The sequence below is a fragment of the Rhodococcus sp. NPDC058532 genome, from assembly GCF_042719255.1.
Lineage (GTDB): Bacteria > Actinomycetota > Actinomycetes > Mycobacteriales > Mycobacteriaceae > Rhodococcus_G.
Genome location: NZ_JBHXNU010000002.1, coordinates 125163 through 146812, shown reverse-complemented (window position 1 = coordinate 146812; position 21650 = coordinate 125163). Strand labels below are relative to the sequence as shown.

At 71.1% G+C, this 21650-nt stretch carries 16 protein-coding genes; 9 read left to right on the top strand and 7 right to left on the bottom strand.

The window, feature by feature from the left end; genetic code table 11:
* Positions 1 to 62: 62 nt before the first annotated feature.
* From ACFWQG_RS03465 to mshA, 3 genes are read right to left on the bottom strand one after another with little or no spacing between them, the layout of a single operon-like run.
* On the bottom strand, positions 63 to 1652 hold the full coding sequence (locus tag ACFWQG_RS03465; RefSeq protein ID WP_378506193.1) for an AMP-binding protein: 1590 nt from the start codon (positions 1650 to 1652) through the stop codon (positions 63 to 65).
* A 55-nt stretch (positions 1653 to 1707) separates the two neighbouring features.
* Positions 1708 to 2277, bottom strand: a complete 570-nt coding sequence (locus tag ACFWQG_RS03460) for a YbjN domain-containing protein (protein WP_378506192.1) — start codon at positions 2275 to 2277, stop codon at positions 1708 to 1710.
* Entirely contained in the window at positions 2274 to 3659 is a 1386-nt protein-coding gene (gene mshA, locus ACFWQG_RS03455; RefSeq protein ID WP_378506191.1) for a D-inositol-3-phosphate glycosyltransferase, read from the bottom strand. Before mshA ends, ACFWQG_RS03460 begins: the two co-directional genes overlap by 4 nt.
* 148 nt (positions 3660 to 3807) lie before the next feature.
* Here mshA and ACFWQG_RS03450 point away from each other — a divergent pair, with 148 nt between their 5' ends.
* The 6 genes from ACFWQG_RS03450 (at position 3808) to ACFWQG_RS03425 (ending at position 12950) form a co-directional block, all read left to right on the top strand.
* The gene (locus tag ACFWQG_RS03450) at positions 3808 to 5697 is read left to right on the top strand and encodes an alkyl/aryl-sulfatase (RefSeq protein ID WP_378506190.1); all 1890 of its coding nucleotides are present in this window, start codon (positions 3808 to 3810) and stop codon (positions 5695 to 5697) included.
* A gap of 88 nt (positions 5698 to 5785) precedes the next feature.
* Complete coding sequence (locus tag ACFWQG_RS03445) at positions 5786 to 6994, top strand: NAD-dependent epimerase/dehydratase family protein (protein ID WP_378506189.1); 1209 nt, start codon at positions 5786 to 5788, stop codon at positions 6992 to 6994.
* A 46-nt stretch (positions 6995 to 7040) separates the two neighbouring features.
* Positions 7041 to 8981 (top strand): hypothetical protein, encoded by a 1941-nt coding sequence (locus ACFWQG_RS03440; protein WP_378506188.1) that lies wholly within the window; start codon positions 7041 to 7043, stop codon positions 8979 to 8981.
* Complete coding sequence (locus tag ACFWQG_RS03435; RefSeq protein ID WP_378506187.1) at positions 8978 to 10816, top strand: glycosyltransferase; 1839 nt, start codon at positions 8978 to 8980, stop codon at positions 10814 to 10816. Before ACFWQG_RS03440 ends, ACFWQG_RS03435 begins: the two co-directional genes overlap by 4 nt.
* A 104-nt stretch (positions 10817 to 10920) precedes the next feature.
* The gene (locus ACFWQG_RS03430; RefSeq protein ID WP_378506186.1) at positions 10921 to 12078 is read left to right on the top strand and encodes an NAD(P)/FAD-dependent oxidoreductase; all 1158 of its coding nucleotides are present in this window, start codon (positions 10921 to 10923) and stop codon (positions 12076 to 12078) included.
* Complete coding sequence (locus ACFWQG_RS03425; RefSeq protein WP_378506185.1) at positions 12075 to 12950, top strand: RNA polymerase sigma-70 factor; 876 nt, start codon at positions 12075 to 12077, stop codon at positions 12948 to 12950. Before ACFWQG_RS03430 ends, ACFWQG_RS03425 begins: the two co-directional genes overlap by 4 nt.
* A gap of 19 nt (positions 12951 to 12969) precedes the next feature.
* Here the strand turns inward: ACFWQG_RS03425 and ACFWQG_RS03420 are convergent, their stop codons facing one another.
* Both ACFWQG_RS03420 and ACFWQG_RS03415 read right to left on the bottom strand, forming a co-directional pair.
* The gene (locus tag ACFWQG_RS03420; protein ID WP_378506184.1) at positions 12970 to 13791 is read right to left on the bottom strand and encodes an alpha/beta fold hydrolase; all 822 of its coding nucleotides are present in this window, start codon (positions 13789 to 13791) and stop codon (positions 12970 to 12972) included.
* A 48-nt stretch (positions 13792 to 13839) separates the two neighbouring features.
* Positions 13840 to 15228, bottom strand: coding sequence for a cation:dicarboxylate symporter family transporter (locus ACFWQG_RS03415; RefSeq protein ID WP_378506183.1), 1389 nt, complete (start codon positions 15226 to 15228; stop codon positions 13840 to 13842).
* A gap of 206 nt (positions 15229 to 15434) precedes the next feature.
* On the opposite strand from ACFWQG_RS03415, the gene ACFWQG_RS03410 reads away from it, so the two are divergent.
* Both ACFWQG_RS03410 and ACFWQG_RS03405 read left to right on the top strand, forming a co-directional pair.
* Positions 15435 to 16991: an ATP-binding protein gene (locus ACFWQG_RS03410; protein WP_378506182.1), complete on the top strand. Its 1557-nt coding sequence runs from the start codon at positions 15435 to 15437 to the stop codon at positions 16989 to 16991.
* Positions 16988 to 17695 carry a response regulator gene (locus ACFWQG_RS03405; protein ID WP_378506181.1) on the top strand — a complete coding sequence of 236 codons (708 nt, stop codon included), beginning with the start codon at positions 16988 to 16990 and terminating at the stop codon, positions 17693 to 17695. The genes ACFWQG_RS03410 and ACFWQG_RS03405 overlap by 4 nt, the downstream gene beginning before the upstream one ends.
* Before the next feature lie 78 nt (positions 17696 to 17773).
* On the opposite strand, the gene rox is transcribed toward ACFWQG_RS03405, so the two are convergent.
* Positions 17774 to 19201: a rifampin monooxygenase gene (gene rox, locus ACFWQG_RS03400; RefSeq protein ID WP_378506180.1), complete on the bottom strand. Its 1428-nt coding sequence runs from the start codon at positions 19199 to 19201 to the stop codon at positions 17774 to 17776.
* Between the two features lie 168 nt (positions 19202 to 19369).
* Here rox and ACFWQG_RS03395 point away from each other — a divergent pair, with 168 nt between their 5' ends.
* The gene (locus ACFWQG_RS03395; RefSeq protein ID WP_378506179.1) at positions 19370 to 19762 is read left to right on the top strand and encodes a PaaI family thioesterase; all 393 of its coding nucleotides are present in this window, start codon (positions 19370 to 19372) and stop codon (positions 19760 to 19762) included.
* Positions 19763 to 19768: 6 nt separating this feature from the next.
* On the opposite strand, the gene ACFWQG_RS03390 is transcribed toward ACFWQG_RS03395, so the two are convergent.
* Positions 19769 to 21415, bottom strand: a complete 1647-nt coding sequence (locus ACFWQG_RS03390; protein WP_378506178.1) for a dipeptide ABC transporter ATP-binding protein — start codon at positions 21413 to 21415, stop codon at positions 19769 to 19771.
* Positions 21416 to 21650 lie beyond the last annotated feature (235 nt).

The window sequence follows — 21650 nt, the reverse complement described above, 5'->3', positions numbered from 1 at the left end:
CGGTCACTTGATGTGACCGAAAGCCCCATTCGGTACCGCGCACGCGACGACAGCGCACATGCCTATCCGCGCGCCTCCCCGGCACGCAGATCCTTGCGCAGGATCTTGCCCGCACTGGACTTCGGGACGGTGTCGATGAACTGCACCCGGCGCACCTTCTTGTGCGGCGACACCCGCTCGGCAACGAACGCCATCACCTCGTCCGCGGTCAGCTCGGCGCCGGCCTGCAGCACGACGAACGCCTTCGGCACCTCCTCGCCCTCGGCGTCGCGCACGCCGATCACCGCGGCGTCCGCGATCTGCGGGTGGGTGAGCAGCAGCGACTCCAGCTCGGCGGGCGGCACCTGGTAGCCCTTGTACTTGATGAGCTCCTTGAGCCGGTCCACGATGTACACGTTCAGGTCCGCGTCGACGACCGCGACGTCCCCGGTGTGCAGGTAGCCATCGGCGTCGAGCGTCTCCGCGGTCGCCGCGTCGTTGTTCAGGTAGCCGAGCATCACGTTCGGGCCCTTGACCCACAGCTCGCCGGGCTCGCTGCGCCCCTCGGCGGGGACGGCGATCTCGGCGCCCGTTGCCGGGTCGACGATCTTGTTCTCGGTGTTGGGCAGCGGCTTGCCGATCGAGCTCAGCGACACCTCCAGCTCGTCGACCCCGATGATGTGGCTGACCGGGCTGAGCTCGCTCATCCCGTACCCCTGCAGCACCCGCGTCCCGAGCCGCGCCGCGACCGCGTTGCCGAGTTCCTCGTCGAGGGACGCCGCCCCGGAGACGATGGTGCGCACGCTGGACAGGTCGTGCTCGTCGACCATCGGGTGCTTGGCCAGTGCCAGCGCGACCGGCGGGGCGACGAACACGAAGGTGCACTTCTTCCCGGACACGAGAGTCAGGAACTTCGACAGGTCAAACTTCGCCATCGTGACGAGACTGGCGCGCTGGTACAGCGACAGGTTCAGCAGCACGGTCAGGCCGTAGATGTGGAAGAACGGCAGCACCGCGAGCACCCGGTCGTCGGCGCGGACCGGGACGGGCAACCCGACCTGGCAGACGTTCGCGACCAGGTTGCGATGGGACAGCTCGACGCCCTTGGGGTTGCCGGTGGTGCCGGACGAGTACGGCAGCACCGCGACCTGGGTGGCGGGGTCGAAGGCGACGGTCGGTGCGGACACATCCTCGGCGATCAGGTCCGCCAGCGACAGGTGCCCCTCGGCGCCGTCGAGGACGATGACCCGCTCGGCGGGGATGCCGACCTGCTCGGCCGCCGTGACCGCCTGCGCCAGCATCGGCGAGACCGTGAACAGCGCCTTGGCGCCGGAGTCCTTCAGCTGCTTGGCGATGTCGGCGGCGGTGTAGAGCGCGTTGATCGTGGTCGCGGTGCCGCCGCCACGCAGAATGCCATGGAAGGCGACCGCGAACTCGGGCGAGTTCGGCGAGTGCAGGCCGACGACGTCGCCGACGCTCAGGCCGCGGGCCGCGAGCGCGCCGGCGACGGCGTTGATCTTCGCGATCAGCGTCCGGTAGTCGGTTTCCTCGCCGGTGGCGCCGTCGATCAGCGCGACCCGGCCCAGGTCCTGTTCGGTGATCGACCCGAACAGGAAGTCGTAGAGACCGAGGTTCGGGATGTCCACATCGGGGTACGGGCTGGTGAAGCTCACGGAGGCACTCCTCGTCCGGGCGGCGAAACTAAGCGCTCGCTCATGTTCCCCGAACCTACCCCGACGCACCCCGGTCCGCGACGCCAGGCGTGCCCGCACCGGGCCATGGCGCGCCGCCGCCCTCGACGCCGCCACCCTCGACGAGGTGCCGGAACGGCTCCAGATTCTTCAGCGACTCCCCGCGCGAGACCCGCCACTCCCATTCCCGCCGAATCGAACTCGCGAACCCGTGCTCGAGCAGGATGTTGAAGTCGCCATCCGCCGCCTCAAGCACCTGCCCGAGCACCCGATCGAGCTCATCGCCGGTGACCGCGTGGGTGCTGATCCGGCCGACGAGATAGATGTCCCCGATCTTGTCGATCGTGTAGTGCACCCCGTACAGGCGGCGGTTGCGGCGCAGCAGGTACTTGTAGACCCCCTCGAAATTCTCGTCCGGCTTGCGGCACACGAACGCCTCGACCCGCACCCCGTGGTTGCCGACGGTGAGCAGGCAGCTCGTCTTGAGCTTGTGCTCCCCCGGCAGCTCGACGACGAACTGGTGGGGCGCGGGCCGCGAAAACTCGAGGTCGCGGTCGGTCAGGGCCGCCTCGATCAGGGTCGCCGTCTCGTTCACCGCAGTGCTCATGCGCGTACTCCTCCCCGCCGGCGCAGTTTCCACAGGCCGCGGCCGCGCCGCTGGGTGAGGTCGCCGCTGCGCCGATAACCGGCGACCGCCCGGTGATAGCTGTCGAGCAGTCCGTCCGCGGTGTGCTCCCACGAGAAGTTCGCCGCGTGCACCGGCGCGTTCCGCGCGAACGACGCCCGCAGCGCGTCGTCGACCAGCACGGTCCGCAGCGCGTCCGCCCAGTCCCCGGTGTCGTGGCCGGGCACCAGCAGCCCGCTGTGGCCGCTGCGCACGGCGACGCCGAGCCCGCCGACATCGGCCGCGACGACCGGCGTCCCGCTGGCCTGCGCCTCGAGCGCGACCAGGCCGAACGACTCGGAGTAGCTCGGGACCGCGACGACGTCCGACGCCCGGTACACCTGCACCAGGCGGTCCGGCGGCTGCGGCGGCAGGAACGTGACCCGCGCGGAAATGCCGAGCTCGGCGGCCAGGTCGATCAGCGAGTCCGGGCGCTCGAGTCCACTGCCGGACGGCCCACCGACCACCAGCACCCGCACCGGAAGGCCGGGCTCACGCCGGTGCAGTTCCGCTGCGGCCCGCAGCAGCACGTCCGGCGCCTTCAGCGGCTGGATGCGGCCGACGAACGTGACGATCAGCTCGGCGGGGTCGAGGCCGAGTTCGGTGCGGGCGGCGGCGCGGTCCCCCGGCCGGTACCGGCCGAGGTCGGCGCCCGGCGCGACGACGTCGATGCGGTCGCGCTCGGCGCCGTAGATGTCGACGAGCTGCCCCGCCTCCTCGGCGGTGTTGGTGATCAGCCGGTCCGCCTCCGCGACCACCTGCTGCTCACCGATCTGCCGGGCCGCCGGTTCCGGGGTGTCGCCGTCCGCGAGGGACGCGTTCTTCACCGCAGCGAGGGTGTGGGCGGTGTGCACCTGCGGCACCCCCCAGCGGTCCCTGGCCAGCCAGCCGACCTGCCCGGACAGCCAGTAGTGGGAATGGATCAGGTCGTAGTACCCGGGTTCGTGGTGCGCCTCCTCGCGCAGCACGCCAGCGGTGAACGCGCACAGCTGGGTCGGCAGGTCGTGCTTGTCGAGACCCTCGAACGGCCCGGCGACGACATTGCGGACCAGCACGCCGGGCGCCGCCTCCACGACCGGCGCGTCCGCCGACGACGTGGCCCTGGTGAAGATCTCCACCTCGATGCCGCGGCGCGCGAGTTGCAGCGCGCTCTGCAGCACGTAGACGTTCATGCCGCCCGCGTCCCCGGTGCCCGGCTGCGCCAACGGCGAGGTGTGCACCGACAGGACGGCCACCCGTCGAAGTCGATGATTCTGTGCTGGCGTCACGACTCCATCTTGCCCTGTCCCCGCCGACGCCCCGCATCGCACCGCGCGAAGGCTCATCCCCCACGGGTGAAGCACCGTCCCCTTTCCGGTGCCACTGTCGGGTCACGAGGCATCGGCCGTCCAGGCGGTGCCCGGTGTCGCCAAGTAGACCGATCGCTCCGTCCGGTGCAGTCCGCGACGAGCCCGGTCCCGTGGAAGGAGAGCCATGACGGATACCGTGTCGGCAAGCGTGAAGGCCCAGCACGACGACGCACAGCAGCGGTTGCCGTTCGGCGACGAGCAGGACTTCGAGGACGCGAGACGCGGCTTCATTGCGGCGCTCGACCCGGGCGTGGTGAAGAACGACGCCGGCAAGGTTGTCTGGGACAGCGACGCCTTCGGCTTCCTGAACGAGCAGTGCCCGGACACGGTGCACCCGAGCCTGTGGCGGCAGTCGAAACTGTGCGCCATGCAGGGCCTGTTCGAGGTGACCAACGGGATCTATCAGATCCGCGGCCTCGACCTGTCGAACATGACCCTCGTCGAGGGCGACACCGGCGTGATCGTGATCGACCCGTTGATCTCCGCGGAAACCGCCGCCGCCGGGTTGGCGCTGTACCGCGAGCATCGCGGCGATCGACCGGTCACCGGGGTCATCTACACGCACTGCCACATCGACCACTTCGGCGGCGTCAAGGGGGTTACCACCCAGGAGGACGTCGATGCGGGCCGTTGCCCCGTGCTTGCGCCCGCGGGCTTCGTCGAGCACGCGGTCGCCGAGAACGTGTACGCGGGCGCCGCAATGGCGCGCCGATCGGCCTACATGTACGGGGCCGCGCTGCCGCGCGGGCCGCATGGCGCGGTCGGGGCAGGACTCGGACCCACCAACTCGACGGGTACCCCGACGCTGATCGCCCCGACCCTCGACATCACGCACACCGGTCAGACCGAGACCGTCGACGGTGTCCGCATCGAGTTCCAGATGACGCCGGGCACCGAGGCGCCTTCGGAGATGAACTTCCACTTTCCGGATCATCGGGCGCTGTGCATGGCGGAGAACGCCACCCACACGCTGCACAACCTGCTGACGCTGCGCGGCGCGCTGGTGCGTGATCCGCACATTTGGTCGAAGTACCTGACCGAGTCGATCAACAAGTACGCGGCCCGCACCGACGTGGTCTTCGCGTCGCATCACTGGCCGACGTGGGGCACCGAGCGGCTGACCGAGTTCCTTTCCGTGCAGCGCGACCTCTACGGCTATCTGCACGACCAGACGCTGCGTGCAATCAACAAGGGCTCCACGGGGATCGAGTTCGCCGAGGATATCCAGCTGCCGCCCGCGATCGAGCAGTCCTGGCATACGCACGGCTACTACGGGTCGGTCAGCCACAACGTCAAGGCGATCTACCAGCGCTACATGGGTTGGTTCGAGGGCAACCCGGCGACCCTCTGGGAGCACCCCCCGGTCGAGTCCGCGAAGCGCCACGTCGAGTTCATGGGCGGCGCGCAGACGGTCCTGGAGAAGGCACGACAGTCGTTCGCCGAGGGCGACTTCCGCTGGGTCGCGCAGGTGCTCAACTACGTGATCTTCGCCGACCCGACCAACGCCGAGGCCACCGCCCTGCAGGCAGACACCCTTGAGCAGCTCGGCTTCGGCTCGGAAAACGGGACCTGGCGCAACTTCTTCCTGATGGGCGCCTACGAGCTCCGCAACGGCGGAATCGGAACCCCACTCGCCACGAACTCCCCGGACATCGCGGGCGCGCTGACCGTCGAGCAGCTGTTCGACGCCATCGCGCTCCGGCTCGACGGTCCGCGATCCTGGGATGCCGACATCACGATCGACTGGCGGGTCACGGACGCCGACCTCGTGCACCGCAGCCGGCTGCGCAACGGGGTGTTGGTGCACTTCGACGTCGACGGCGAGGTGCCCGCGCCCGACGCCACGTTCACCATCAGCAATGCGGACCTGCATCGCCTCCTGCTCGGCGGGGCGGACCTGAGCGAGCAAATCGCAAGCGGCAGCGTGGCGGTCGAGGGAGACGCCGCGAAGCTGGCCACGTTGGTCGGCTACCTCGACGGACCCGACCCCGATTTCGCCATCGTCACACCGTAATCGCCCGGACCAACTCGGTGAGGCCCTCCCGAAGGAAGGGCCTCACCGCTCGGTCCTGATCGGTTTGCTCACGACGGGAGTGCCTCACATGCGTGTCCTCGTTCTCGGCGGTGACGGGTTCTGCGGCTGGCCGAGTGCCCTGCACCTGTCCGCGCACGGCCACCACGTCACGATCGTCGACAGCGGGGTGCGGCGCCGGATCGATGATGAGCTCGGGGTGCAGTCACTGACCCCGATCCGTCCGCTCGCCGAACGGGTTCGGGCCTGGCACGAGGTCACCGGCAACACCATCGGCACCGTCGCCCTCGATCTGGCCCGCGACTACGACGAGCTGGTCGACCTGCTGACGACCGAACGTCCCGACGCCGTCGTCCATTTCGCCGAGCAGCGGGCCGCCCCGTACTCGATGAAGTCGCCCAGCCACAAGCGGTACACGATCGACAACAATCTGAACGGGACGCACAACCTGCTCGCGGCGGTGGTGCAGACCGGACTCGACGCGCATGTGGTGCACCTGGGCACGATGGGCGTGTACGGCTACGAATCGGTGCCCGTCGACCTGCCGGAGGGCTATTTGACGGTGACCTATCCGGACCGCAACGGCGATCCGCACACCAGGGACATCCTCTATCCCACCCAGCCGGGCAGCGTCTACCACCTGACCAAGTCGTTGGACCAGTTGCTGTTTCAGTTCTATGCCCGCAACGACGGCGTCCGGATCACCGACCTGCACCAGGGCATCGTCTGGGGAACCCAGACCGACGACACCGCCCGCGACGGACGCCTGATCAACCGGTTCGACTACGACGGCGACTACGGCACCGTCCTCAACCGGTTCCTGGTGCAGGCCGCGGTCGGGCATCCGTTGACCGTGCACGGGACCGGCGGCCAGACGCGGGCGTTCATCAACATCCGGGACACCGTCCGCTGCATCCGGTTGGCCGTCGAGTCCGGCTCCGAGGTGTCCGCGTCGCGGGTCCGGGTGATGAACCAGGTCACCGAGACCCATCGGGTGACGGACCTGGCCGAGCTGGTCGCGGCGACGACCGGGGCGACCGTCGCGTACCTGCCGAATCCGCGGGCGGAGGCCGACGAGAACGACCTCGACGCCCGCAACGATCAGCTGCTCGGCCTTGGCCTGACCCCGACCCGGCTCGCGACCGGACTGCTCACCGAGTCGGTGGACATCGCGCAGAAGTACGCCACCCGGGTCGACACGTCCCGCATCCCGTGCACCTCCGCGTGGAACGACACTCGCAGGGCCGCAACGGGAGAACCCAGCATCGGGCGACGATGACCACCGAGCCTGGCGACGGATCGACGCTGCGGCGGGAAGGACGACGATGAGCAACGACGGCGAGGACACCGGCGGATCGGGCACGTCAGACCACGACAGCAGCGACCGGGACCGGCCGGGCGGGGCGAGCCCCGACGACACCGGACGCTACTTCAAGGGCGAAAAGGGGCGCACCGTCCCGAGATCGGCGTGGTGGGTGCTCGGTGTCGCCCTGGTCCTGCTGGCCGGCTTCATCGTGGTGCGGCCGTCGTGGTTCACCAAGGACGTCGACGACACCAGTCTCGAGGTTCCACCCGAACGCCACTTCGCGAAGACCCTCGCCGGCTCCGGTCACGCCGACGGGGTCTGGCTGACCGACGACTCCCCGTCGACGAGCTATCTGGTGACCCTGCCCGCGGATTCGGGGCGCGACGAGACCCGGCTGCACCTGACCGGGTCCACGCAGGTCGCCGCCGACAGCACCGTCTTCCTGGTGGTGAGCATGGACGGCCAGCAGGTGTCCAAGACGCAACTCGCCACCGGCGACAACCCCCTCGACACCTTCGTCGACGTCCCCGACCAGGCGGCGGGCGACGGCCGGGTCCGCGTTCAGGTGCGGGCCGAGGGCACCCGCCACGACGAGACCTGCACCCCCGATCATTCGGCGGGGATGCAGGTCCACCTCGACCCGGCCAGCGTGCTCGAGGCGGCGCTGGACCAGCCGATCCACACGGTCCGCGATACGGTCGCCTCGTGGGACCGGGCCCTCACCGTCGTCCTCACCGACCGCGGCGATCAATGGCGCACCACGGCAGCATATCTCGGCATGGCATTGACCCGAGCGGGCCACGACGTCAGCTACACGGACAGCCCGCCGGACGGCGACCTGCGCAACACCATCCTGCTCGGCCCGGCCGCCACCCTCACCGAGGCCACCGGATGGCGGCCCGTCGACGGCGACGCGGCCGCCGTCACCGTCGGCCGGATCGACGGCGCACCGGTGCTCGGGCTCGTCGAGCCGCGCGGGGATCTGCTGTCCACCTTCCTCACCGAGCCGACCGTCGCGACGGCCGACTCCGACACCGCCGATCCCCGCGCCGTCACCCCGGCGACGCCCGGCGGCGACCAGGTGCCGCTCGCGTCGCTCGGCGCGGACATGTCGCGGGGCCAGATCACCGAGACCCGGCGCTGGCGGGTCGGGTACTCCCTCGCCGACCTCCCCGGTGGCAGGGCGCCGGCCTCCGTGCGGGTCGCGGTGCAGCTGCCCGACTCCCCCGACGACCTGACCTGGCTGTTGAATACCGACCTCAACGGCCGCTTCCTCGGCAGTCAGCGGCTCAACGCGACCGGCGGGGTCGCCACGATCGACCTGCCGCCCGCCGACCAACTGCTCGACAACACGCTGACGCTGACCGTGCAGCGCGACCGCGACCTCGGCGGCTGCAACGTGCGGGTGACGAGTTACCCGATCCAGCTGCGCGGCGAATCGGCGCTGCAGTTGGGCGACGATCCGGGTGCCGGGTTCACCGCGCTGCCGCGCCAGTTGGCGCCGGGGTTCGCGGTCTCTCTCCCCGACGCGACCGAGGCGAACGCCGTCGAGCAGCTCAACGCGGTCACTCCCGTCCTCACCGATTTCGTTCCCGCCCAGTACGATCCGGAGTTCCGGTGGGGCGGCCAGCCGGCGCCGGGGCAGCCGTTCATCCTGGTCGGGGACAGTCCCGACGTGGCGCCGCCGGTGCGCCTGGCGGACGGCCGCATCGTCGCGGGCCCGGACCCGACGCCGCTGGACATTTCGGCGTTCGACACCGGCCTGGTCGTCGAGACCGCGACCGGCACCGGCGGCGCCCCCGGACTGGTGGTCCAGTACGCGGGCGACGCCGGGGCCGTCCGGCTGCCCGACTTCGGCCGCGAGTCCGCGCAGATCGTGACCTCGCAGGGCGCCATCGTGGTCAACCCGGACGGCACGATCGCCCCGACCACCCCGGTCCGCCGCGACGCTCCACGATGACCGGGGTGGCACGCCCCAAGGGCGGGGCGATCACCGACCACTTCCGGTCCGTCGACAGCGCCCCGAAGGGCTACGCCGTCGACCGGCCCGCCAGCGCGGCCAACGGATTCCTGATCACGTTCGCGGCGCTCGGCATCCTCGTCATGTGCCTGCGGACCCTGCTGGTCCACACCGTCGACCGGGACCTGCCGCGTGATCTCATCTTCTTCGCGGGCGCCGGGGGGGACGTGGTGTTCCCGCTGCGCATGTTCCTGGTCGTCTTCTTCGTCACCTACGCGGCGTTCGCCTACTCGAACCGCTGGCGGCGGTTGTTCATCGGCGCCGCGCTGCTGGGGAAGTTCGCGGTGTTCTGCACCGTCGTCGACGTCGGCGCCTGGGTGCTGCACGGTTCCGGGATCGTGTCGATCTCCGCGTTCGCGCTGCAGATGCTGTCCGGTCTGGCGGCGCTGGCCCTGTTCCCGCACACCATTCTTCGGCAGGCGCACCTCCCCGATCCGGGTCCGGTGCCGACCAGCCCCGGCACGCCGCGACGGGCGTTCGCGGTGTGGTTCGGCTGCCTGGCGGCGTCGATTCTGGTGACCGCGGTCGCGCTGCACTTCCTGTCCGCGGTCGTGGACGCGTTGAAGGCGTGGGCGATCCTCGGTGGCATCGGCGCAGGCGTCTTCCTGGTCCAGCAGTTGTTCGCGGCCTCGACCGCGTGGTTCGGGGTCCGCGCCCTCGACCGGTCCCGCCGGGCGGGCGCGGGCCATGTCCCACCGGCGGCGATCCTGGTCCCCGCCCACAACGAGGCGCATAGCATCGGCGCCACCATCGCGTCCGTCGACGCGGCCGCCGCGACCTACCCCGGCCGAATCCATCTCTGCGTGGTGAACAACGCCTCCTCCGACGACACCCATGCGGTCGCCCAGCTGGCGATCGACGGATGCGTCAACATCACCGGCGAGGTGCTCGAATGCCCGACCCCCGGCAAGGCGATCGCGCTGAACATGGGCATCGCGCACCTCACCGAGGAGTTCATCGTCCGCATCGACGCCGACACCGTGATCGGCCCTGGCTGCCTGCAGACCGCGATGACCCACTTCGCCGACCCGAATGTCGGGTCCGTCGGCGGCATTCCGATGCCCGCGGAGGAGCGGACGTGGATCGACAAGGTCCGTCTGGTCGAGGTGTACATGCGGCACGGGTTCTTCCAGGTGTCGCTCGACGGCTATCAGGGGGTCCTCGGCGTCCCCGGCATGTTCACCGTGTACCGGCGCAGCACCCTGGTCGAGGTCGGCGGCATGGTCCAGGGGATGAACGGCGAGGACACCGACATCTGCATGCGGTTGACCGCCGCCGGCTATCACAGCATCTCCGACCCGGTTGCGGTGTACCACAGTGAAACTCCGGCGTCGTACGCCCACCTGCGCGAGCAGCGCACCCGCTGGTTCCGCAGCATCTACCACCTCACCGCACGGAATCGCGCGATCCTGTTCGACCGTCGCTCGATGACCGGCACGTTCGTCCTGCCGTTTCAGCTGGTGAACGCGGCCCGCCGGGCGATGCTCGGTCCGCTGCTGCTGTTCGCGGTGATCGCGGAGGTGTTCTTCCGCGCGACGTTCACCACGATGCAGTGGCAGCCGGTGGTGGCAACGCTGCTCGGCATGTCGCTGTTCGTGACGCTCGGGGTGTGCCTGTACTGGCAGCCGCGGGCGGTCAAATACATCCCGGGCTACCTGTGCTTCCGGGTGCTGCGCAGCTACTTCACGCTGCTCGCGGCCCTCACCCTCGTCTACCCCCCGATGCGTCCGCGGCTGCCCCGCCTGCCCCGCTCCGGGCGCCGTCCGGCCCGGTAACGGTCCTGGCGCCAACGATTGTGGCGCAGTTCACTGTCACGTCTTCCGCCCGAGCGGTGTCCCAGGTATGAGGATCACTCGAGTCGAGGGAGGACGTGGTGGAGATGAACGGCACGAGGCGGGTCGTGGTCGTCGGGGCGGGGTACGCCGGCGTGATGGCCGCCAACCGGATCGCGGCGGGACGCCCGGAGGCGACCGTGACGGTGGTCAACCCGCGGGACGAGTTCGTCGAGCGGGTGCGACTGCACCAGTACGCCGCCGATTCCGGTGACGCCACCGTGCCGCTGGCGGGGGTGCTGCACCCCGACGTCGTGCTGCGGGTGGGCACGGCTGACCGGATCGAGGATCGCCAATTGCTGCTGACCGACGGCGAGGTGATCGATTTCGACCACCTGATCTACGCGGTCGGCAGCAGCACCGGCGGCGGACCCGACGGCGCCGAGCACGCGTTCGCGGTCGGCGACCTGGAGGACGCGGAGCGGCTGCGCACCCGGCTGCGGGATCTCGACGCGGGGGCGTCGGTGGTGGTGATCGGCGGCGGCCTGACCGGCGTCGAGACGGCGGCGGAGATCGCCGAGCAGCGCCCGGACCTGCGGGTGCGGCTGGTGTCGTCCGGCCCGGTCGCGGCGAGCCTGGCGCCGCGGGGTCGCCGCGCCGTCACCCGCGCCCTGGCCCGGCTCGGGGTCCGGATTCGGGAGGGAGCGCGCGCGACCCGGATCGAGGCCGACCGGGTGCTCCTGGACGACGGCACCGAGTGCGCTTCCGCTGTCGCGGTGTGGGCAGGCGAGTTCCGGGTCCCGGACCTGGCGCGGCGCAGCGGGCTCCCGGTCGACACGCAGGGCCGACTGCGCACCGACGGGGCCCTGGTGGTCCCGGGCCACCCGACGATCGTCGGGGTCGGCGACGCGGTCGCACCGCCGGACAGCGTCGCCGGACACATCCGGATGAGCTGCCAGGCCGCGATCCCGCTCGGTGCGCACGGCGCCGACACCGTGCTCGCGCTCCTCGACGGCCGCGACCCGGAGCCGCTGTCGATGGGCTTTCTGCTGCAATGCGTCAGCCTGGGGCGGCGCGCCGGCGTCGTGCAGTTCGTCCGCACCGACGACAGCCCGCGGCGCTGGGCGCTGCGCGGCCGGACCGGCGCGCGCGTGAAGGAGCAGGTCTGCCGGACCACGCTGCGGTGGATCGGACCCGGCGCGGGCGGGTACCGCTGGCTGCGCGGTCCGCGGCGGGCGCGCGCAGAACAGGGGGCGATGGTGTGAGCGCCGTCGACACGTTCACCGAGTACCGGCCGCTGCTGTTCACGGTCGCGTACGAGATCCTCGGCAGCGCGACCGACGCCGACGACGTGCTGCAGGACAGCTACCTGCGCTGGGCGGAGGTGGACCCGGCGACGGTCGGGAATCCGCGCTCCTACCTCGCGCAGATCGTGACCCGGCAGGCGCTGAACCATCTGCGCACCACCGGGCGCCGCCGGGAGGACTATGTCGGGAGTTGGCTTCCGGAGCCGATCCGCACCGAACCCGATGCGACAGAAGACATTCTGCTCGCCGAGTCGGTGTCGATGGCGATGCTGCTGGTACTCGAGACGCTGAGCCCGGACGAGCGGGCGGTGTTCGTGCTGCGCGAGGTGTTCGGCTTCAGCCACGCCGAGGTCGCGGCGGCGGTGGGCCGCTCCGAGACGGCGGTCCGGCAGACCGCGCACCGCGCCCGGGGTCACGTGCAGGCCCGCCGCCGCCGGTTCGCGCCCACGTCGGCGGACGCGCAGGAGGTGGCCGGGAGGTTCCTCGGCGCAGCGATGTCCGGCGACATTCAGGCGTTGATGGACCTGATGTCGCCGGACGTCGTGGAGATTTCGGACGGCGGCGGCAAGGTCAACGCCGCGCGCAGGCCGGTGCTGGGCCGCGAGCGGGTGGCGCAGTTCATGACCGGGCTCGGCCGGATCGGTGTCCCCGGCATCCGCTTCGAGGCCGGGGTGGTCAACTCGGTGCCGTCGGTGCTGATCTACTCCGGCGACGTGCTCGACACCGTCGCGATGATCGAGGTGTCCGACGGGCTGGTGTCCGCGGTGTACCTGGTGCGCAACCCGGACAAGCTCACCTCGGTGGCACGGTCCCGGGCCCTGTCCCGCTGAGCCGAGGCACCGCGTCGGGTCAGAGCGCGTCGATGAACGCGCTCACCTCGGCGACGAACCGGTCCGGGTCCTCGACGAACGGGCCGTGGTTGCATCCCTCCCAGTAGGAGGCGGTGGCGTTCGGGATCAACTCGGCGGCGTGCCTGCCCGCGGCGACGTCGACGACGGTGTCGTCGGTGCCGTGCAGGATCAGCGCCGGGACGTCGAGCCCCGCGAGCAGGTCGTCGTGGCCGATCTCCCGCCCGAACAGCGCCGCCCGCACCCGCGGCGGGGTGGCGAGGCTGGCCCCGAACAGCGCCTGGGAGGCGACGCCGTGCTCCCCCGGGCCGGTGAGTGCGGTCCCGAAACTGCCGAGCGCCCGGATCGCATCCCGGGGTTCCTCGGACAGCGCCGCGGGCAGCGCGGCACGCATCGCGGGGCCGACGTGGCCACCCCTCTGGCCCCGTCCGATGCTGGTGATCGCGCCGACCAGGATGATGCCGTCGACGGCGCCGGTGCCGTGCTCGGCGAGGTAGTCGGCGATCACCAGGCCGCCGTAGGACCAGCCGAGGAGAACCGTGTTTCTCTCGATCCCCTCGGCGGCGAGGACGGCGGCGACATCACCCGCCCAGATCTTCGGGTCGTCGTAGCCGGTGTCGGGGGCACCGGAGTAGCCGTGCCCGCGCAGGTCCACCGCGATCACCCGGTACTGCTGTTCCAGCGCGGCCAGCACCGCCGGGCCCCAGCAGGTCATCGACTGCGCCCACCCGTGCAGCAGCACCAGCGGTCGGGCCCCGTCCGGTCCGGTCACCCGGTAGGCGAGGGTGGTGCCGTCGATGCCGGTAGCTTCGCGAAGTGCCATGGACGCCATTGTGCGCGAACCCCGCCGGACCGGGTTCGCGCACGTCGGTCAGACCCGGTCCAGCACCCTTGCCGGTGCCCGCTCGGGCAGCGGATCGACGTCCGCGACGACCGGGTTGATCGAGGGGTCCTCGCCGTCGGCGAACGCCTCCTCGTCGAAGGGACGGCGGCCGCCCAGCACCTCGCGGACCTGCCCGCGGTCAACCGTTTTCGTCCAGGTGCCGATCAGCAGGGTGGCGACGGCGTTGCCGGAGAAGTTCGTCACCGCGCGGGCCTCGGACATGAACCGGTCGATGCCGACGATCAGCCCGACGCCGTCGACCAGGTCCGGTCGGTGGCTCTGCAGGCCGCCCGCGAGGGTGGCGAGCCCGGCGCCGGTGACACCGGCGGCGCCCTTCGACGCGACGATCATGAACACCAGCAGCGACAACTGCTCGGTCAGCGCGAGCGGCTGGTTCAACGCGTCGGCGATGAAGATCGCGGCCATGGTCAGGTAGATCGCGGTGCCGTCCAGGTTGAAGGAGTAGCCGGTGGGCACCACCACACCGACGGTGGTCTTCTGCACACCGAGATGCTCCATCTTCGCGATCAGCCGCGGCAGCGCGGACTCCGACGACGACGTCGCGAAGATCAGCAGGTACTCGCGGGCCAGGTAGCGGACGAGCTTGAAGATCGACACGCCGGCGACCGCGCGCAGGACGCTGCCGAGCACACCGAACACGAACACCAGGCAGGTGAGGTAGAAGCCGAGCATCAGCGCGCCCAGTTGGACGACGGCGCCGAGACCGGTCCGGCCGACGACGTTCGCGATCGCACCGAACGCGCCGATCGGCGCGAGCCACAGGATCATCGACAGGACCTTGAACACCAGCTTCTGCACGTGCCCGATGCCGCGCAGGATCGGCTCACCGGCCGCGCCCATCCCCTGCAGGCCGAAGCCGACGAGCAGCGCGATGAACAGTGCCTGCAGCACGCTGCCGTCGGTCAGCGCGGACAGCATCGACGTCGGGATGATCGAGGCGATGAATCCGGCGGTACCGCCCGCGTCGTGCGCCTTGTCCGCGAGCGCCGCGCCGCTGCCCGCCATGTCGGGGGTCAGGCTCAGACCGGAGCCGGGGTCGAGGAGGTTGCCAACGACCAGGCCGATGCCGAGCGCGACCGTCGACATCCCGATGAAGTAGACCAGCGCGAGGCCCCCGATCCGCCCGACGCTCGCCGCCGCCCGCACCGACCCGATGCCCAGCACGATGGTGCAGAAGATGACCGGACCGATCATCATCTTGATCAGGTCGACGAAGGTGGTGCCGAGGATGCCGAGGGACGTGCCCACCTCCGGCGCCTGCCAGCCGACGAGAACCCCGGCGACGACGGCGACGATGACGCCGATGTACAGCCAGTGGGTGCGGTCCCGGCGTGGCGATGCGGTGGAACTGCTCATGGTGGTTGCCTCACTGTGAGTGCGAATCGGAGGAAACCGACGATCCGCGCCCCGCGCGTGTCCGGTGTCACCTCAGCTTCCGACGAACATCCTGGTGCGGGGGCCGCCGCGGGTGAAGGTTGCGTAACTTGTGTTCAGTCGTGAACGTGCTCACCGCCCCGTCCGCACGCGACAATCGACGGGTGGGGCGACGACGTCGGGAACCGATGAGTGTGGCGCGGCAGCTGCTGATCGTGCAGACGGTGGCGCTCGCCGTCGTCGTCCTCGTCGCGGGCGGGCTGTTCGCGGTCGAGGAGCGACGCGACGCGGATGCCGCGACCCGCCTTGCGGTGACGGACGTGGCCGCGACGACCGCACAGATCCCCGCCGTGGCGGCGGACATCGTCGGACCCGACCCGGTCGGAGCCCTGCAGCCGGTCGCCTCCGCGATCCGCGCGGCGACCGGGGTCGACTTCGTCGTCGTGATGGGCCTCGACGAGATCCGGCTCACCCATCCGCGCCCCGACCGGATCGGGTTGCCGTACACCGGGCACACCGAACCGGCGCGGCAGGGCCGGACGTTCACCGAGACGTACACCGGCAGCCTCGGGCCGTCGATCCGGGCGGTCGCGCCGGTGTACGAGGACACCGGCGCCCTCGTCGGATTCGTGTCGGTGGGGGTGACCCGGCAGAAGAGCTGGGAGCAGTTCCGGGACAGCCTGCCCGGCCTCCTCGGCATCGTCGCGATCGGCCTCGCCGTGTCGACGGCGGGCGCCGTCCTGGTCAGCAGGCGCTTGCGGACGCAGACCCTCGGGCTGTCCCCCGATCAGCTGCGCCGACTGTACGAGCAGCACGACGCGGTGCTCCGGGCGATCGGCGACGGCCTGCTGGTGTTCGGCACCTCCGGGGGTGACGGTCCCCGCGTCGACGTGATCAACGACGAGGCCCGGCGGCTGCTCGGCCTGCCCGCGGACGGCCCGGTGTCGATGGGCTCGCTGCCGGAGACGGTGCGGGCGCTGGCGGAGGATGGGGACGATGCCCGCGACGAGGTGCACCTGACCGCGGACCGGGTGCTGGTCGTGGGGCGGGACGCGGTGCGCTGGGAGGGTCGACGGATCGGGACGGTGGTGACGCTGCGCGATCACACCGAATTGCGGTCCGTGCTCGGCGAACTGGATTCGGTGCGCGGGCTGGCGGAGTCGTTGCAGGCGCAGGCGCACGAGTCGGCGAACCGCCTGCACACCATCATCACGATGGTCGAGCTCGGCAGGCCCGATGAGGCGGTCGCGTTCGCGACCGAGGAGCTCCGGCTCTCCCAGCAGCTGGTGGACCGGGTGACGGCCACCGTCGCCGATCCCGCCCTCGCAGCCCTGCTGATCGGGAAGGTCGATGCCGCGGCCGAGCGCGGTGTCGAGTTGACCGTCACCGACGACACCGCGCTGGCCGCGGTGCCGCTGCGGTCCCGGGACCTGGTGACGGTGGTCGGGAACCTCGTCGACAACGCGATCGACGCGGTGAGCGGGACCGAGGACGCGTGGGTGGAGGTGACGGTGCGGCAGGAGCGGTCGACGGTGGTGATCGAGGTCGCGGACAGCGGACCGGGCATGGATCCGGACACGTTGGCGCGGTCCATGACCCGCGGCTATTCCACCAAATCCGACCACCACGGGTTGGGTCTGGCGCTGGTGGCGCAGACGATCACCCGACGCGGCGGCACCCTCCGCACCGAGCCGTCGCTGGGGTCGCTGGTGGTCGCGGAAATCCCGTTCGGGGGCGCGCCGTGATCCGGGTGCTGATCGTCGAGGACGAACCGCTGATCGCGCAGGCGCACCGCGAGTACCTCGACCGGCTGCCCGGGTTCACGGTGCACGACGTGGTGCACACCGGGAACGCCGCGGTCCGGGTCGCGCAGGCAGCGGCGCGGTCCGCGGAACCGGTGGACCTGGTGCTGCTCGACATCGGGCTGCCCGACGCCAGCGGGCTCGACGTCGCGGCCGCGCTCGGTCTGCTGCGCCCGAACCCCGACATCATCGCCGTCACCTCGGCCCGCGAACTCGATGTGGTGCGGACGGCGGTCGCGCGCGGGGTGGTGCTGTACCTGCTCAAGCCGTTCACGTTCGCCGCGCTGCGCGACAAGCTCGACCACTACGCCGCCTACCGGGCGGCGATCACCGACGCGCGGGGTCCGCTGACCGCGGCGGGCCAACACGACATCGACCGGGCGATGGCCGCACTGCGCGGCACCCCGGCCCCGGTCACCAGCCCGAAAGGCGTTGCGCCCCGGACATTGGACGCGGTCGCGCGGTGTGTCCGCGAGGCCGACGCGCCGCGGACCGCGGCGGAGGTCGGTGCCGCGGTCGGGGTGTCGCGGGTGACGGCCTGGCGCTACCTCGAACGCCTCGCCGATGACGGGGTCCTGGTCCGGCACACCGAGTACGGCCGCACCGGCAGGCCGCAGGTCCGGTATGCGCTCCGCACCCGCAGCTGACGCCGGATCCGCACAGTCGGGAAGGATCTGCCCCGCATTGCGGGGCAGATCCTTCCCGACAACGACGCACGGCGGGGCTCAGACCGTCGGCCTGCCGAACCACCTGGCCAGGTGGGCGTCCGCGTCGGCCTGCGCGTTCCCGACCCACGCCACATGACCGTCGGGACGCAGCAGCGCCGCCGGAACGTCCAGTTCGGCGCTGGTGTCGACGACGTGGTCGACCCGGTCGCTCCACCCGGCGACCGACAGTGCGCCGGTCTGGTCGAGCAGCAGTCCTCGACCGGTGCGCATCCGGTCGTAGAGGGGGCCGCCGGACAGCGCGATGTCGCGCAGCCGCCTGCCGAGCAGGTCGTGGCCCGCGCCGAGGTCGTAGCGGACCGAGATGGCGGTGATCTTCTCGATCAGGTGGCGGTTCACATCGTCGAACGCCATCAGCTCGGTGAGCAGGCGGCGCACCGCCTGCGGCCCCGCCTCGGTGGACAGCAACTCGGCCTGGGCCCGCGTGTTGTCCAGCACGTCCGCGGCCACCGGGCGCCGTTCGGATTCGTAGCTGTCGAGCAGGTCGGGCGGCGCCCAGCCGTTGATCGCGGCAGCGAGCTTCCATCCGAGGTTGAACACATCCTGGATACCGAGGTTCAGACCCTGCCCACCCATCGGTGGGTGGATGTGTGCGGCGTCGCCAGCGAGGAACACCCGGCCGCGGCGGTACGCCTCGGCCAGCCGGGTGGCGTCGCCGAAGCGGGACAGCCACCGCGGCGAGTGCACACCGAAGTCGGTGCCCGCGACGGCCCGCAGCCGCGCCTTGATGTCGTCCAGCGTCGGCGGAGCCGTTCGGGCGTCGGCAACCTCGGCCGCCGGCACCACAACGCGGTACGCGCCGGTCCCGGACGGCCCGATGCCGAATCGCTTCTGGGTCTCCCGGATCTCGGCGACCCTGGCGGACAGGTCCTCCTCCGGCATGGTCACGGCCACCTCGCCGATCAGCGTGTCGGACGTCGACGGCTCGCCGGGGAACCCGACGTCGATCAGCTTCCGGACGGTGCTGCGGCCGCCGTCGCATCCGACGAGATAACGCGCGTGCAGTGCTGTCCCGTCGGCCAATTCGGCGGTGACCCCGTCGGTGTCCTGGCGCACCGCGACGACGCGGCGACCACGCCGAAGGTCGGCCCCCAGCTCGGTGGCGTGATCGGCGAGGATGCCGTCGATCTCCGGCTGCGGAATGCCGAGCACGTAGCCGTGTGCGGTGTCCAGATGCGCCGGTGCCGGTGCGGCGATGCCCGCGAAGAAGCCGCCGAGCGGATACCTCGTGCCGCGCGCCAGGAAGCGGTCGAGCAGCCCGCGCTGCGCCATGATCTCGATCGTCCGCACGTGGATGCCGAGGGCCCGAACGAACGGGGTCGGTTCCCGCTCCCTGTCCAGCGCCACGACGTCGACGCCCCGGAGTCGGAGCTCACCCGCAAGCATCAACCCCGTCGGTCCGGCACCGACAACGATGACATCGGTCATGCGATCCCCTCCTCCGGCAAGGCGTCCGCTTGCCCGCAGCAGGCGAGTCTGCAGCACCACCGGGGCCTTGCCGCAAGCCCCGGGGTCGGCGATATGGTGAAGGGGGCGGAGCGGAGGCGACGCCTCCATCACCACCTTCGTGCGGGGATCCGCGGCTACCATCCGAGCATGGATCTGGATCAGCTGACCGCGTCGATGCCATTCGCCGTCCACACCGGGGTGACCCTGACCGCGGCCGCTCCCGAGGAAACCGTCGGCACCCTCGACTGGGACTCCCACCGCACCACCGCGGGCGCCGGAATGCACGGCGGCGCCGTGATGACCCTCGCGGACAGCGTCGGTGCGGTGTGCGCGTTCCTGAACCTGCCGCCGGGGGCGGCGACGTCGACGACGAGCTCGAACACCGTCTTCACCCGCGGGGTCCGCAAGGGCACCGTCACCGCGACCGCGCGACCGCTACACGTCGGGCGATCCACCATCGCCGTCGCGGTCGAGGTGCGCGACGACGAGGGTCGGCTGGTGGCGCAGGTGACGCAGTCGCAGGCCGTGCTCACCGCCTGATCCGGGTCAGCCCGCGGCGGACAGCACCACCGCGCCGTCGCGGCGGAGGCGCTGCGCCACCGGGTCGGGTACCGGGACCGCGTCCAGCAGGCCTCGGGTGTACGCGTCGCGCGGGTTGCCGAACACCTCTGCGGTGCCACCGATCTCGACCAGTTCGCCGTGCCGCAGCACCGCAACCCGGTCCGCGACCCGGTGCACGACGGCGAGGTCGTGACTGATGAACAGGCAGGCGAAGCGGTACTCCTGCCGGAGGTCCTCGAACAGCGCCAGCATCTCGGCCTGCACCGACACGTCGAGCGCGCTGGTCGGCTCGTCCGCGACGAGCAGTCGCGGCACCAACGCGAGGGCCCGCGCCAATGCGACCCGCTGCCGCTGTCCACCGGACAGTTCGGCCGGGCGCCTGCCCGCGAAATCACGCGGCAGGCGCACCGCATCGAGCAGGTCCGCCACTCGCGCCCGGAGCAGGGCGCCCGAGGCCGCACGGTGCACCACGAGCGGCTCGGCAATCGAATCGCCAACGCTCCGACGCGGATCCAGCGACGCCGCCGGATCCTGGTGCACGAGGGCCACTCCCCTGCGCAGACCGCGGAGTTCGCGCGGCGTCGCCGAACCCAGGTCCGTCCCGTCCAGGGTCACCGCACCCGCGCTCGGCCGCACCGCACCGACGGCCGTGCGGCCGAGGGTGGTCTTGCCGGACCCGGACTCGCCGACGAGGCCGAGCACCTGCCCGGCCGACACCTCGAGGCTCACCCCGCGCAGCGCGTGGAACGCGGTGTTCCCGTGCCGGGCAGGGTAGACGACGTCGAGGTCGCGGATCCGCAGCACCGGAGCACCCGACGCGACGTCCGCGACCGGGGTGCCGTCACCGGGCTCGGGCAGTCGCGGCACCGCGGCCAACAACTGGGTGGTGTACCGCTCCCGTGGCGCCGAGAACAGGTCATGGACACCGCGGTCCTCGACGAGGACACCGCGCCGCAACACCGCAACCCGATCGGCGATGTCCGCAACGACACCCATGTTGTGCGTGATCACCAGGATCGCGGTCCCCCGCTCGTCGCGCAGCGACCGCAGCAACGCCAGGATCTCGGCCTGCACCGTCACGTCGAGCGCGGTGGTCGGCTCGTCCGCGATCAGCAGATCGGGTCCGCCGGACAGCGCGAGGGCGATCACCACCCGCTGCTTCTGCCCGCCGGACAGCTGATGCGGGAACCAGTCGACGCGCACCTCCGGTTCGGGGATCTCGACCTGCCGCAGCAGGTCGATCGCGCGGGTCCGGGCCGCGGCGCGGGAGATCCTGCCGCGCGCCCGCAGCGCCTGGGCGATCTGCCAGCCGACGGTGCGGACCGGGTTCAGCGCCGTCTGCGGTTCCTGGAACACCATCGCGGCGCGGGTCCCGCGCAGCCGCGTCAGCGCCTCCTCCGGCGCGGCGACGACCTGCTCGCCGCCGAGCCGGATCGAGCCGTCGACCGCCGCGCCGTCCGGCAGCAGACCGAGCACCGCCCGCGCCGTCATGGACTTGCCCGAGCCGGATTCGCCTACCAGCGCAACGATTTCGCCCGCGCGGACAGTGAGGTCGAGATCCGACACGACGGGCCGGTCGTGTGGTCCGAACCGGATGGACAGCTGTGCGATGTCGAGGATCGGGTCGGTCATCGTCGTCTACTCCTACTGCTCTCCCCGCCCTGCCCTCCCCCGCCCTGCCCTCCCCCGCCCTGTCCTCCCTCGCCCTGCCCTCCCCCGCCGACCGAATGTGGGATTCGGTCACTCTGAGTGACCGAATCCCACATTCGCTCAGGGCGGGGTGGGGCGGGTGGGGCGGGTGGAGCGAGTGAGATGGGTGGGACAGGTCGGGCGGGTGGGACGGGCGGGGTGGGTGGGATGGGTGGGT